Consider the following 12,950-nt stretch of genomic DNA (forward strand, 5'->3'; position numbering starts at 1 on the left):
CAGCCCATGAAAATGACCACCGAGGAGGCTTTCGTCAAAGTCCTTCAGATGCATGGCATCGAACACGCCTTCGGCATTATCGGCTCGGCCATGATGCCGATTTCGGATCTTTTTCCCGAGGCGGGCATCGAATTTTGGGACTGCGCCCATGAATGCAACGCCGGGATGATGGCCGATGGCTACAGCCGCGCCACCGGCAAGATGTCGATGGTGGTGGCCCAGAACGGGCCGGGCATCACCTCTCTGGTGACGCCGGTCAAGACCGCCTACTGGAACCACACGCCGCTTCTGGTCGTCACCCCGCAGGCCGCCAACAAGACCATCGGTCAGGGCGGCTTCCAGGAAGTCGAGCAGATGGCGCTGTTCAAGGACATGGTCGCCTATCAGGAAGAGGTGCGCGATGCCTCCCGCATCGCCGAGGTGCTGAACCGCGTCATCCTCAAGGCCAAGCGCGCCAGCGGCCCGGCACAGATCAACATTCCGCGCGACTTCTGGACCCAGGTGATCGATATCGAACTGCCGGCGATCGTCGAATTCGAGCGGCCCTCCGGCGGCGAGATGGCGATCGACCGTGCCGCCAAGCTTTTGAGCGAAGCGAAGTTCCCGGTTATCCTCAATGGCGCAGGCGTCGTTCTCGGCGGCGCGATCGAGGCGTCAAAGGCGCTTGCCGAGCGGCTCGATGCGCCGGTCTGCGTCGGCTATCAGCACAATGACGCGTTTCCGGGCAACCACCCGCTGTTTGCAGGCCCGCTCGGCTATAACGGCTCCAAGGCCGGGATGGAGCTGATTTCCAAGGCCGATGTCGTGCTGGCGCTTGGCACCCGCCTCAACCCTTTCTCGACGCTGCCGGGCTACGGCATCGACTACTGGCCGAAGGATGCGGAGATCATCCAGGTCGACATCAATCCGGACCGGATCGGGCTTACCAAGAAGGTCACCGTCGGCATCGTCGGCGATTCGAAGAAGGTCGCCACCAGCATTCTCGAAAAGCTCGCCGACAATGCCGGCGATGCCGACCGCGACGATCGCAAGGCGCTGATTGCGAAGACCAAGTCGGCCTGGGCGCAGGAGCTCACCTCGCTCGATCATGAAGAAGACGACGAGGGCACCAGCTGGAACGAGCGCGCCCGCAACCGCGAGCCGGAGCGGATGAGCCCGCGCATGGCATGGCGCGCGATCCAGAAGTCGCTGCCGAAGGATGCGATCATCACCTCCGACATCGGCAATAATTGCGCGATCGGCAACGCCTATCCGACCTTCGAGGAAGGCCGCAAATATCTGGCGCCCGGTCTCTTCGGTCCCTGCGGCTATGGTTTCCCGGCGATCGTCGGCGCCAAGATCGGTCAGCCCGATACGCCGGTGGTCGGCTTTGCCGGCGACGGCGCCTTCGGGATCTCGATGAACGAAATGGTCTCCCTGAAGCGCGACAACTGGCCGGCGATCACCATGGTGATCTTCCGCAACTACCAGTGGGGCGCGGAAAAGCGCAACACGACGCTCTGGTTCGACGACAATTTCGTGGGCACCGAACTGTCGCTCGATGTCCGCTACGCCGATATCGCCAAGGCCTGCGGCGTCGAGGGCGTGCAGGTGACAAGCATGGATGATTTGTCAAGCGAACTCGACAAGGCGATCGACCGCCAGATGAAGGAAAAGAAGACCACCTTCATCGAGGTCGTGCTCAACCAGGAACTCGGCGAACCCTTCCGTCGCGATGCCATGAAGAAGCCGGTCTCGGTCGCGGGCATCAACCGGGCCGACATGCGCAAGCAGTCTGTCTGACAAATCTGCCAGGCGCGGCGGCTACGGTCGCCGCGTTTCACAACCATGTCGTCAGCCGGGCGCATGGGTTGATCGTGCCTAAAGCTTTTTTTGGTTGGCATTGTCGTGCCGATCGGCGCTACTGTAATCGCGAGGTGAAAGCCATGAACCAGCTTGAGAAGATTTTCGATCGCGCAAAGCGGCTCAACAAGACGATCATCCTTCCCGAATCCGGTGACAAGCGCGTGGTCGAGGCTGCCTGCAAGGCAGCGGAAATGGGCCTTGCCCGCATCTTGCTCGTGGGTCGCACGGCGGATGTCGATGCGCTGTGCCAAGAAAATGGCATAGAGCCTTCAAGTTCAATCGAGATCATCGATCCTCAAGGCGCTTCGGTTTTGCCGGAGCTTTCGAAACTCTACTTCAACCTGCGCAAGCACAAGGGCGTGACCGAAGAGGACGCCGGCAAGGCGGCGCTGGATCCTTATGTGTTTGCAGCCCTGATGGTGAAGGCCGGCCATGCCGATGGCACCGTCTCCGGCGCTGCCTGCTCCACCGCAAATGTGGTGCGCACCGCCATCCAGGTCATTGGTGCCGCACCGGGCAGCCGTCTCGTATCGAGCTTCTTCCTGATGATGCTGGAGGGCGAGCATCACGCAAAGAAGGGGGCCTTCCTGTTTTCCGATTGCGGCCTGGTGATCGATCCGGATGCAGCGGAACTGAGCAAGATCGCAATCGCTTCGGCAGGCTCCTATCAGATGCTGACAGGCGAGGCGCCGCGGATCGCCATGCTTTCCTTCGCGACCCGCGGAAGCGCTTCGCACCCGATGGTGGACAAGGTCGAACAGGCGGTCAAGCTCGTGAAGCTCAACCGGCCGGATCTGACGGTCGATGGCGCGCTGCAGTTCGATGCCGCCTTCGTTCCCGACATCGCCCATTCCAAGGGGGCGGGCGAACCGCTTGGGGGCGATGCCAACATCTTCATCTTCCCGGACCTCCAGTCCGGCAATATCGGCTACAAGATTGCCCAGCGCATCGGCGGTGCATCCGCGATCGGCCCCGTTCTTCAGGGCCTCGACAAGCCTGCCAACGATCTTTCGCGGGGCTGTTCGGCGGAAGATGTGCTGGACATGATCGCCGTCACCGCCTGCCAGGCGGATGCGCAAAAGTGAGGCGTGAAGCCTTGAGCACGTGCCATTGCCGGCACGGGTGAGGGGGCATGCCCGAACTTTCCTTCTCGCTGGCAACGGTGCTCGGCTTTGCGCTTTGCCTCTCGGTGGGCGCATTCCTGCGCGGGCTTGCAGGCTTCGGCATGGCGCTCGTGGCAATGCCGTTTCTGGTTCTTCTGGTGCCGCCTGCCGATGCCGTGATTGCGGTTCTGGTGGTGCAGATCACCCTTACCCTGATCGATCTGCGGGAATGCATCGCCCATGCGGATCGCCGCGCGGTGTTCATGCTGATGCTTGCCGCAGCCTTTGGCACGCCGATCGGCCTGCTGTTCATCGCGCTTGTGCCGCTGTTCGTGGCGCAGATCGTCATCGGTGCCATCACCGCAGCGGCCGCCGTCGCGATCTTCTTTTCGTTCTCGCTCGGCCGTCATCCGGGAGCGGTCGCCACAACCGCTGTCGGCTTTTTCGCGGGTCTCTTCAGCGGTCTTGCCGCAGCGCCCGGCCCGCCGGTCGTCGCCTATTTCCTGGCGCGCGAGGTGCCGGCGCGGGTGAAGCGGGCGTCCATGATCGTGCTCTTCGCCATTCTGGCGGTCTTTGCCCTGATCACGGCAGAAGTGCAGGGCACGCTGGATCTGAATGTCGTGCTGCTGGGCCTTGCGTCCGCGCCGCTTTGCGCCGCCGGTTCGGCGCTCGGCGCCTATTGTTTCCGCAGGGGCTCGGAAGCAAGCTATCGCCTCGTGGCGCTTGCAGCGATGATGGTTTCCGCGCTGTTTGCCCTTGTTCTCGGCCTGCTCACATGGTGGCAGCTATAGGCTTTAGGCGCCAACCCGCTGCCGAGCTCCGTTGCTGCCGGTGAGGGCAGGGTGGTTCAGGCCTTGTCCCAGTCCGGCTTTTTCAGGTTCGCGATGCGGTTCTTGAGCTGCAGCCCGGTGCGGAATGCGAGGTCGGCAATGCCTGACAGGGGTGCTGCGTTGCGCGCTGCATGCTGGCTCTTGATGCTGGAGACGGCGGGCACGAACCGTGCCGCTGCCTTGTTCGCGACGATCCCGGCAATCAGCGAGAACAGGTTGTAGTCCTCGATCACCCGCCGGCGCGCCTCCAGGATCGCAGGCAGGCGCTGCTCGTATGCGTTCGCCGCGATCGCCGATTTCATGATCGCGACCGCCTCGGCGGGTTTGCGGATGTCGATCGCGATCACACTGTCTTTGGGGAAGTAGTCGTAGACGTTCGGGGCACCGAAATAGAACGGCAGCGAAAGCCCCAGAAAGGGATCGGAGAGCTTTTCCGTGATGTGATGCGGGGCGACGTGGTTTTCGATCGCAAGGTGATAGCGGAAGCGGTCGATGGCCTCGGCCTTGTCGTCCATATGCCGGCGACCGTGTCCGAAGACTTCGAGCTCGGGAATGTGCTTTGCGGCATATTCCGTGAAATCATAGCGCAGCCGATGAAGCGTATGGCTCTGTCGCTTGTCGGAGCAGACGGTGGCGATGGTTTGCGTCTTCTCCGGAAACCGGTTGATGATGTCATCCACAGGCAGGTATTCGTGATGATCCTCGTCCATGCCGTAATACCAGGTCAGCCCGGCCTGGTGCCAGATGCGTCCCGGATGGCTGAGCGCCATCGGCTCCTGGCTGGTCAGCACATGGGCGAACTGGCGCACGAAGGAACGGCCATAAACCTTTACCCCGCTTGGTTCCGAAGTCACGAGCAGGGTGTTCTCCGGCGGGCAGGCAAGCGGCTCTTCGGTCATGCCGATAAAGCGCGGCAGGTCGTCATAGACGACCAGCCAGTCATAGTTCCGCTCTTGCGGATCGAAGACGAATTCAAGCGCGCGGCTTTCCGCAAACCCCGCCGGCAATTGCCGTGAGAAACGGGGATTGTCCGGGTTTTCCGGCGGTTGTCGGCTTAAGATTTTGACCCTGGTCGCCATGTCATTCCTACATGTGCGGGGGCGTCCTATTTCCAGACGACCTCGAGGATTTCATAGGCGCGGGCCCCGCCCGGCGCATTCACCTCGATCGAATCGCCCACTTCCTTGCCGATCAGCGCACGCGAGATCGGGGAGGAAATCGAAATCCGGCCTTCCTTCACGTCCGCTTCGAGATCGCCGACGATCTGGTAGGTCTTTTCTTCTTCGGTGTCTTCATCGACGAGCCGCACGGTCGCGCCAAAGCGCACCTTCTCGCCCGTCATCTTGGACGGATCGTAGATTTCGGCGCGGGTTGTCACATCCTCGAGCTCACCGATACGGCCTTCATTGTAGCTCTGGGCTTCCTTGGCGGCATGATACTCGGCATTTTCGGAAAGGTCGCCATGGGCGCGCGCTTCCGCGATTGCCTGAATGATCCGGGGACGTTCCTCCTGCTGGCGCCAGCGCAGCTCTTCGCTGAGCTTGGCGGCACCCGCTCTGGTCATCGGTACTTTCTCGACCATATTCTTGTCCTTTGGTCTTTCGTGAAGGCGGCGGCAAATGGCTCCGCCACCTTCCTGCATGTTTAGTGATTTCGTGGGGCCTACAGCCGTTCACATGGTGTGCGGCGGCCTGTTTGCAACACAAAAAGAAACAGGTTCCGAAGCGTGACCCCGGAACCAGTTTCATAGCTGACGCTACTTATAACAGATGCCGCAGCGCGATTTCCAGACAATTCGATCAATGTTCAGCCGTGGTGCTGGTGGTGATTTTCGTGTTCTTCATGATGCGCGTGCATCCCGCCGCCCTTCAGTCCCTTCCAGAAAAGCCAGGCTGCGGGCACGGCAAATGCAAGGTTGAGCCAGAAGGTGTAGTCGATACTGAAGCTTGTGAGTTCGCGCTGAATGTCGATCGATTGCTCCGGCACGAGAGAGAACACCGTGAACAGGCCATCCATGAAAACGGCGGCGAGCACCATGGTGACGTAGAGCACCAGACCGATATAGGCGGCCATCTTCCATCCGAAATAGCGCCGATAGGCATCGAGCAGCGGCAGGATGATGAGGTCGGCATAGAGGAAGGCCAGCACGCCGCCAAACGAGGCGCCACTTGAAAACAGCACGGCAGCCAGCGGCACGTTGCCGATCGAGCAGACGAAAGTGAACATTGCTATCAGGGGGCCGATCAGCGCATTGACCGGAACCCGGATCCATTCCGAAGCATCGGTCAGGAACAGGGCCTGCCAGACGCTGTCGGAGACGAACACCGCCAGGAAACCGCCAATCAGAAACCCGATCGTGAGATCCTTCCAGAGCATCGACCATTCCATCACGAAATTCTGCGCGATTCGCTCGAGCGCCTGCGGATCCTTCAGCCGGTCGCGCCATGTCTCACCTTCGAGCGTCATGGCACCGTGGTCATGGCCGTGGCCTTCTTCCTCGTGCGTTCGCGCGTCCTCGACAAGTTTTTTGGGATAGGTCAGCTTCACGGCGATGCTCATCAGGGCAATCAGCACCAGTCCGCCGATCCATTCCGCCGCCATGAATTGCCATCCGAGGATCAGGAACAGGATGATGCCGAGCTCGATGACGAGATTGGTGGAAGCGAACAGGAAGGCAAGCGCATTGACCAGCGCCGCGCCCTTCTTGAACAGCGTGCGCATGATTGCGGCCGAGGCATAGGAGCAGGACGAGCTCGCCGCGCCCGCAGCCGTGGCAAAGGCAATTTCCGTCGCGTTGCCCTTGCCGAGCCTTGCGCGGATGCTCTCTGCGGAAAACAGCGATTGCAGGACGGATGAGATCAGGAAGCCGAGCACCAGCGTCCAGCCGGTTTTCCAGGCCATGCCGAAGGCCACCAGCAGCGCCTGACCGATATTGGAGAGAATGTGTTGCATGGCGCGCCCCGCGCAATGTGCCGGCCCGCGTTCGGGCGGTATAAAAATCCTGACAAGGAGGTAACGCAAAAGCTGGCGAATTGTTCTCCCGTTCCGCGATCCAGTTGCTTCAGTGTCCCTCCACCGGGCGGGGTGGCTGCATCCTGTAGATCCGGCCCGAGGCTATCGAAAGGACGAGAAGCGCGACGACGGCCACAAGACAGCATATTGCGAAGCTGAGGCAGAAGGCGTTGCGGGCATCGATGAGCCAGGCTGCGTCCGCAATGCCGAGTTCGCGGGCGCTGTCGACTGCGCCGGCCAGGGTCTGGCCGGCCTCCTGCGCAGCCTGAGGGGGCAGGGCGGAAAGGTCGGCGGGCGCCATGGCGAAACGGTAGACCAGCGTCGCGATGCTGCCCAGAATGCCGACGCCGAGGGCGCCGCCGAACTCCGCACAGGTTTCCGACATGGCCGAGGCAACCCCGCCGCGCTCCGGCGGCGCGGAGCCGATGATCAAGCCGGTGGTCGTGAGGATGACGGGTATGAAACCGAGGCCCATGACGACATTGGCGATCAGCATGCCGGCAAGGCTCTGGTAATAGGCGGAAACGCCGATCGCGGCGATGCCGAGGGCATTGATCGCCAGTCCCGCGACGACCGTTCTGACCGCGCCGAAGCGATTGGTCACCCGCCAGGCCTGAAGGGAAAGTATCGTGAAAAACAGTCCCGGCAACGCGCTCCAGAGCGCAGCCTCAAGCGGCGAGAGCCCGAGCACGAGCTGAAAGAACTGGGTCTGAAGCAGGAACACCGAGAACACGAAGAACACGATGCCCATGTTCACCAGGATCGAGACGGTAAAGGCGGGCAGGCGGAACAGTTTGAGGTCGACCAGCGGCTCGGCAAGCCGCTGCTGCCGTTTTACGAACAGGAAACCGAAGCCGATGCCGGCTGCGATCGGGAGAAGGTAGATGGCATCAAAGCCATGGGCTGCGATCTGCTTCAGCCCGTAAATCACCGGCAGCACAGTCGCAAGCGACAGGCCCACGCTGACAAGGTCGAGGCGCGGGCTTTCGCCGGAGCGGTATTCCGGAAGCAGGTAGGGGCCGGATGCGAGTAGCGCCAGCATCACGGGCACATTGATCAGGAATACCGAGCCCCAGTGGAAGAAATGCAGAAGCACGCCGCCGATCAGCGGCCCCACCAGCCCGCCGAGGGCAAAGGCTGTTCCCCAGACGCCGATGGCGCGGTTACGCTCGCCCTCATCGGGAAACATGTTCATGATCAGCGAGAGCGTCGAGGGCGCAACGGTGGCGCCGGCAATTCCGAGTGCCGCCCGCGCGAGAATGAGCGTGCCGGCGGTCGGCGCGAAGGCAGCGAGCACCGAGGTCACGGCAAACGCCCCGGCGCCGATCAGCAGCAGCTTGCGCCGGCCGATCCTGTCGCCGAGCCCGCCCATCGTCACCAGAAAACCCGCCACCATGAAGCCGTAGATATCGTTCATCCACAGAAGCTGCGGCGCCGTCGGCTCCAACTCGCGCACGATCGAGGGAATGGCGAGGAACAGCACCGACAGATCCATGGAATAGACGAGGCAGGCGACGGACAGGACGACAAGTCCCACCCATTCGCGGCGGGTTGCCTTCTTGGCTTCGATCATGAACGGGGCTCCGGAACGGTGAGGCTGCAGGTCGGCGGAAAATGCGTCGGGTTTCGATCCGACGCAAGGCAATTCCTGCCGCTTTCCGTTACCGCGTCATCGAGACAAGGCTGAAGTATGCGCCCTGCGGATCGAGGCAGTTGGCGACGACCGCGCCATCCGGCACGTCCATCGGCCCGTTCAGCAATTGTCCGCCGCCGGCCTTGACCCTTTCGATGGCAGCGCCCAGCCCGTCGACCTGGATGTAATAGCCCCAGGCCGAAACCGGCATGTCGTCCGGCTTGTTCATCATCCCGCCAAGGTCTTCGCCGCCTGCCGAAAACAGGTGATATTTGCCCATCGGGCCCATATCCATTGCATTGGTTTCGCTCCAGCCGAAAACCTTGCCGTAGAACGCGATGGCCGCGGGCGCGTCGGAGGTGTAGAGCTCGCGCCAGGCAAAGGTGCCGGTCGTGCCGGTCGGCGGAAACTCCGGCATGCCGCCTTCGGGCGGGATCGGCTTGAATATGCTGATCGCGGCGCCCTGCGGGTCTTTCAGCACGGCAAACCGGCCGACGCACGGAATGTCGTGCGGCTCCAACAGAACCGATCCGCCTTCGGCTTTAAAGTCGGCAACCTTCGCGTCGACATCATCGCTATAGACATAGCCCATCCAGTGCGGCGGGACGTTTTCGGCGCGCATTTCCTCGGTCAACGACATCATGCCGCTCACATGGGTCTTGTGGCCCTCGATGCCGAGCAGGATGTAGGTCATGTCGGGGTGACCCGCATCCTCCGCGCGCCAGCCGATCACGCTCTGGTAAAAGGCCTTCGCCGCGTCGAGATCGGTTGTTACCAGATCGTACCAGACAAATTCGTTTTTCATGCTCTCTCCTCGCAAAGGAACCGGAACGCTCCCCGGTTCATGAATAATAAGTTGATATCAACCTAAATAAGGGCGGTCAATCCCTTTGTCGTTCCGCTTTGCTTCGATCTTCATCCGCATTTTATGCCGTCTTGATGACAGGCACGCTTCCGATCTGATTGCCATTGCCCAGAACACGCGCTAGATTTTCAATTGCTGCCTTCCGCGCCGATGGCGTCGTGCGCTCAGGGGAGGCCGCATAACCCAAGACTAAGTCCTGCACGCCCGGACGTTTGAGCGTTTTAAATGACGCTTGACCGGGCAGGGCGTTCCCGTCCGGTTCAACGGATGAGGATGTCTGCCCATGACCAGCCTGCGCCCGGAGAATTTCGTTTGCGAGAATGGCGAGAAGGCTCCCCTGCCTTTCAGCCAGTCAGAATATGACCGCCGCCTGTCGCTTCTGCGCGCGGCCATGGAAACGCGCGGCATCACGGCCGTGCTTTTTACCTCCATGCATAATATCGCCTATTATTCCGGCTTCCTCTATTGCGCCTTCGGCCGTCCGTTCGGCTGCGTGGTGACGGCGGAGCGCTGCACCACGATTTCCGCCAATATCGATGCCGGCCAGCCATGGCGGCGCAGCCACGGCGACAACATCATCTATACCGACTGGAAGCGCGACAATTTCTGGCGCACGGCCGCCGGTTTGCTTTCGGGCCATGCCACGGTCGGCATCGAGGCCGATCACATGACGCTTGCCGCGCGCAAGGCGCTTGATGCCAATCTCGGCGCGGAGATCACGGATATTGCTCAAGATGTGATGGCGCTGCGCATGGTCAAATCGGAAGAAGAGATCGCGCTGATCCGGGAGGGCGCGCGGATTGCCGATATCGGCGGCGCGGCGATCCATGCGGCCATCGCCGCAGGGGAGCGCGAGATCGACATCGCCATGGCCGGGCGCAACGCCATGGAGCTTGCCATCGCCGAGGCCTTTCCGGGCGCGGAATATCGCGACACCTGGGTCTGGTTCCAGTCCGGTCTCAATACCGATGGCGCGCATAATCCGGTCACGGCGCGGCGGCTGGAAAAGGGCGACATTCTCAGCCTCAACACCTTCCCCATGATCTCCGGTTATTACACTGCGCTGGAACGCACGCTGTTTCTGGGCGAGCCGGATGCCGCCGCGCTGAAACTCTGGGAGATCAATGTCGCCGCCCACGAACTCGGCATGTCGCTGATCCGCCCCGGCGTTTCCTGTGCAGCGATCTGCGCGGAGATAAACCGGTTCTTCGCGGATGAGGGCGTGCTGCAATACCGCTCCTTCGGCTACGGTCACTCCTTCGGCCTGCTCAGCCATTACTACGGTCGCGAAGCGGGCCTCGAACTGCGCGAAGATATCGAAACGGTGCTTGCGCCCGGCATGGTGATCTCGATGGAGCCGATGCTGTTCGTGCCGGAGGGGACGCCCGGTGCCGGCGGCTACCGCGAGCACGACATCCTGGTCGTGGGCGCGGATGGGGCCGAGGATATCACCGGTTTCCCCTATGGCCCGGAACACAACATCATCGCCCCCTGATCAGCCGCAATGCCCGGAAGGCAGGCGTCCGAACCGTCTGCCTTCCATGCCTGTCGGCGTGGAGCGTGTCGGGTTCTAAAGAGCGCTCTCGCTGTCAAGAAAAGCGGCGAGGCGCTCCAGATTCTGGTCGTTGGCGGCCTTCATGAAACGGGCCATGCCGCGATTTTCGTCGGTCGCTTCGAGTTCCATTACCCAGACCATGCGGCTTCCCGCGCCGTTATCCTCGAACCGCATTTCCAGGACAAAATCATGAACGGGCAGATGGTGGCGCGCGCGGATCATGCGATTTTCATCGATCGCCAGAAAGGTCCAGTGATTGTCGAATTCATTCCCGTCGGATGCGGTCATGACGATCCGCCATGTGCCGCCGGGCGTGAAATCGAAGGCGGGGATCGTGTTCTCGAAGCCGTGCGGCCCCCACCATAGGGCAAGCTTCTCGGGATTTGCGACCGCTGCGAAAAGGGTGTCGGGCGGGCAGGGGAATGCCCGTTCGGTGATGATTTCCAGCGTTTCAGTCATTCATGGCCTCCTTCACACGGTTTTGCCGATCCCGGCGCTTCGGTCATTCGTCCTTGTGCCATTCTTTCGGTTAGCTATCGCGATGACTGGCGCCTGTAAATCCGTTGGAAGATATGACCGCCCGCGAGACTGGCATTTGCCTAAAAAACGAGCTATGGAAAACCGCCACCCGGGCCCCGCTATTGTCTGGCCCCGGTGTGTCAGCTTCTGGTGAATTTCATGTCTGTCGCAATGCCTACTGCGAAAGCAGCCGGCCATTCGTGGGGCTCGCATCTGCGGGAAACCCTCTCCCTCGGTATTCCTCTCATCGGCGCACAACTTGCCCAGCAGGGGATCAATGCCACCGATATCTTCATTCTCGGTCAGTTGAGCGCGCTCGATCTCGCAGCTGCGGTTCTAGCAACCCAGTATTATTTCACGATCTTCATTTTCGGGGTCGGTCTTGCGATCGCCGTCATGCCCATGGTCGCGCAGGCCTATGGCCGTGGCGATGAGGTCGCGGTGCGGCGGTCCATGCGGATGGGCATGTGGGCCGCGATCATCTACAGCGTCCTGGTTCAGCCCCTGTTCCTGTGGTCCTCGCCGATCCTGCTTTCGCTCGGGCAGGAGCCCGACGTCGCGGCCAAGGCGGCACAATATCTCCATGTCGTCGGCTTTGCGATCTTTCCGGCACTCCTGTTTCAGGTCCTGCGTTCGCTGGTAAGCGCCACCGGCCGGGCACGGGTGGTCCTGCTTGTCGCGGTGCTGATGCTGGTCGTCAATGCCGTGGTCGCCTATGCGCTGGTGCTTGGCGGGCTGGGTCTGCCGCAGCTGGGCATTCGCGGCGCGGCGCTTGCGACCTTCGTCGGCCAGATGACGGGTCTGCTCTACCTGGTTGCCTATATCGGCCGGGATACGATGCTCGCCCGTTATCAGCTCTTCGTCCGGTTCTGGAAGCCCGACTGGCATGCCTTGCGCGAGGTGGTGCTGCTCGGCCTGCCGATCGGCATTTCCGTTCTTGCGGAAGTCTCGATGTTTACCGTTTCGTCGGTGATGATGGGGCAATTGGGCACAATCCCGCTTGCCGCGCACGGCATCGTGCTGCAGCTGGCTGCCATCGCCTTCATGGTTCCGCTCGGGCTTTCCCAGGCGGCAACCGTGCGCGTCGGCATTTTCCACGGCGCCGGCGACAGGGCCAATGTCATCCGGGCCTCGATCACGGTGATGGCGATCGCAATCTGCTTTGCCGCCTCGAGCGGGCTGACCTTCGCGCTCTTTCCTGCCGCGCTGATCTCGCTGTTCATGGATACCGGGTTGCCGAACGCGTCTGAGGTGCTTGCCTATGCCATGCCGCTCGTCTTCGTCGCGGCACTGTTTCAGCTTCTTGATTCCGGACAGGTCACGATCAGCGGACTGTTGCGTGGTCTGAAGGATACCCGCACGCCCATGGTTCTGGTGCTGATTGCCTACTGGATCGTCGGCCTGCCGCTCGCCTGGCTGATGGCGTTTCCGTTCGGGCTTGGAGGGGTCGGGATATGGATCGGCTTCATGCTGGGGCTCGGGGCTGCGGCCGTCATGCTGTCGCTGCGTTTCCGTCAGCTGCTGCGCGCCGGACGGGCGCCCGCTTAAAAGAGAAGCGGCCGTGCCCCGCCGGCACGGCCGCTCCCTG

11 protein-coding genes are annotated in these 12,950 nt (G+C 61.7%); 5 read left to right on the plus strand and 6 right to left on the minus strand.

The window, feature by feature from the left end:
• Positions 1-6: 6 nt before the first annotated feature.
• The 3 genes from xsc (at position 7) to HPQ62_RS00085 (ending at position 3,739) form a co-directional block, all read left to right on the plus strand.
• Complete coding sequence (gene xsc / locus HPQ62_RS00075) at positions 7-1,782, plus strand: sulfoacetaldehyde acetyltransferase (protein ID WP_174800480.1); 1,776 nt, start codon at positions 7-9, stop codon at positions 1,780-1,782.
• A gap of 143 nt (positions 1,783-1,925) precedes the next feature.
• On the plus strand, positions 1,926-2,930 hold the full coding sequence (pta, locus tag HPQ62_RS00080) for a phosphate acetyltransferase (RefSeq protein ID WP_174800481.1): 1,005 nt from the start codon (positions 1,926-1,928) through the stop codon (positions 2,928-2,930).
• Positions 2,931-2,977: 47 nt separating this feature from the next.
• Complete coding sequence (locus tag HPQ62_RS00085; protein ID WP_174800482.1) at positions 2,978-3,739, plus strand: sulfite exporter TauE/SafE family protein; 762 nt, start codon at positions 2,978-2,980, stop codon at positions 3,737-3,739.
• A 56-nt stretch (positions 3,740-3,795) separates the two neighbouring features.
• Here HPQ62_RS00085 and HPQ62_RS00090 read toward each other — a convergent pair whose 3' ends face one another.
• The 5 genes from HPQ62_RS00090 to HPQ62_RS00110 form a co-directional block, all read right to left on the minus strand.
• Positions 3,796-4,857: a glycosyltransferase family 10 domain-containing protein gene (locus tag HPQ62_RS00090; RefSeq protein ID WP_244629510.1), complete on the minus strand. Its 1,062-nt coding sequence runs from the start codon at positions 4,855-4,857 to the stop codon at positions 3,796-3,798.
• A 26-nt stretch (positions 4,858-4,883) separates the two neighbouring features.
• Positions 4,884-5,360 carry a transcription elongation factor GreA gene (gene greA / locus HPQ62_RS00095; protein WP_174800483.1) on the minus strand — a complete coding sequence of 159 codons (477 nt, stop codon included), beginning with the start codon at positions 5,358-5,360 and terminating at the stop codon, positions 4,884-4,886.
• A gap of 224 nt (positions 5,361-5,584) precedes the next feature.
• Complete coding sequence (locus HPQ62_RS00100) at positions 5,585-6,730, minus strand: permease (protein ID WP_174800484.1); 1,146 nt, start codon at positions 6,728-6,730, stop codon at positions 5,585-5,587.
• 109 nt (positions 6,731-6,839) lie between these two features.
• A complete protein-coding gene (locus HPQ62_RS00105) occupies positions 6,840-8,363 on the minus strand; it encodes an MFS transporter (RefSeq protein WP_174800485.1) in 1,524 nt (507 codons plus the stop codon).
• Between the two features lie 88 nt (positions 8,364-8,451).
• Complete coding sequence (locus HPQ62_RS00110) at positions 8,452-9,228, minus strand: VOC family protein (RefSeq protein ID WP_174800486.1); 777 nt, start codon at positions 9,226-9,228, stop codon at positions 8,452-8,454.
• 343 nt (positions 9,229-9,571) lie between these two features.
• Here HPQ62_RS00110 and HPQ62_RS00115 point away from each other — a divergent pair, with 343 nt between their 5' ends.
• Positions 9,572-10,783: an aminopeptidase P family protein gene (locus HPQ62_RS00115; RefSeq protein WP_174800487.1), complete on the plus strand. Its 1,212-nt coding sequence runs from the start codon at positions 9,572-9,574 to the stop codon at positions 10,781-10,783.
• 75 nt (positions 10,784-10,858) lie between these two features.
• On the opposite strand, the gene HPQ62_RS00120 is transcribed toward HPQ62_RS00115, so the two are convergent.
• Positions 10,859-11,302 carry an SRPBCC domain-containing protein gene (locus tag HPQ62_RS00120; protein WP_174800488.1) on the minus strand — a complete coding sequence of 148 codons (444 nt, stop codon included), beginning with the start codon at positions 11,300-11,302 and terminating at the stop codon, positions 10,859-10,861.
• Between the two features lie 219 nt (positions 11,303-11,521).
• On the opposite strand from HPQ62_RS00120, the gene HPQ62_RS00125 reads away from it, so the two are divergent.
• Positions 11,522-12,910: an MATE family efflux transporter gene (locus HPQ62_RS00125; RefSeq protein WP_174800489.1), complete on the plus strand. Its 1,389-nt coding sequence runs from the start codon at positions 11,522-11,524 to the stop codon at positions 12,908-12,910.
• The last annotated feature ends 40 nt before the right edge of the window (positions 12,911-12,950 follow it).

This window comes from Martelella limonii (assembly GCF_013344475.1).
Classification (GTDB): domain Bacteria; phylum Pseudomonadota; class Alphaproteobacteria; order Rhizobiales; family Rhizobiaceae; genus Martelella; species Martelella limonii.

What these genes read in the sequence shown, in the direction of transcription:
- HPQ62_RS00100 (WP_174800484.1), bottom strand. Translation starts at nt 6,730, where the DNA reads ATGCAACACATTCTCTCCAATATCGGTCAGGCGCTGCTGGTGGCCTTC.
- HPQ62_RS00110 (WP_174800486.1), bottom strand. Translation starts at nt 9,228, where the DNA reads ATGAAAAACGAATTTGTCTGGTACGATCTGGTAACAACCGATCTCGAC.
- HPQ62_RS00125 (WP_174800489.1), top strand. Translation starts at nt 11,522, where the DNA reads ATGTCTGTCGCAATGCCTACTGCGAAAGCAGCCGGCCATTCGTGGGGC.
- pta (WP_174800481.1), top strand. Translation starts at nt 1,926, where the DNA reads ATGAACCAGCTTGAGAAGATTTTCGATCGCGCAAAGCGGCTCAACAAG.
- HPQ62_RS00090 (WP_244629510.1), bottom strand. Translation starts at nt 4,857, where the DNA reads ATGGCGACCAGGGTCAAAATCTTAAGCCGACAACCGCCGGAAAACCCG.
- HPQ62_RS00120 (WP_174800488.1), bottom strand. Translation starts at nt 11,302, where the DNA reads ATGACTGAAACGCTGGAAATCATCACCGAACGGGCATTCCCCTGCCCG.
- HPQ62_RS00085 (WP_174800482.1), top strand. Translation starts at nt 2,978, where the DNA reads ATGCCCGAACTTTCCTTCTCGCTGGCAACGGTGCTCGGCTTTGCGCTT.
- greA (WP_174800483.1), bottom strand. Translation starts at nt 5,360, where the DNA reads ATGGTCGAGAAAGTACCGATGACCAGAGCGGGTGCCGCCAAGCTCAGC.
- HPQ62_RS00105 (WP_174800485.1), bottom strand. Translation starts at nt 8,363, where the DNA reads ATGATCGAAGCCAAGAAGGCAACCCGCCGCGAATGGGTGGGACTTGTC.
- xsc (WP_174800480.1), top strand. Translation starts at nt 7, where the DNA reads ATGAAAATGACCACCGAGGAGGCTTTCGTCAAAGTCCTTCAGATGCAT.
- HPQ62_RS00115 (WP_174800487.1), top strand. Translation starts at nt 9,572, where the DNA reads ATGACCAGCCTGCGCCCGGAGAATTTCGTTTGCGAGAATGGCGAGAAG.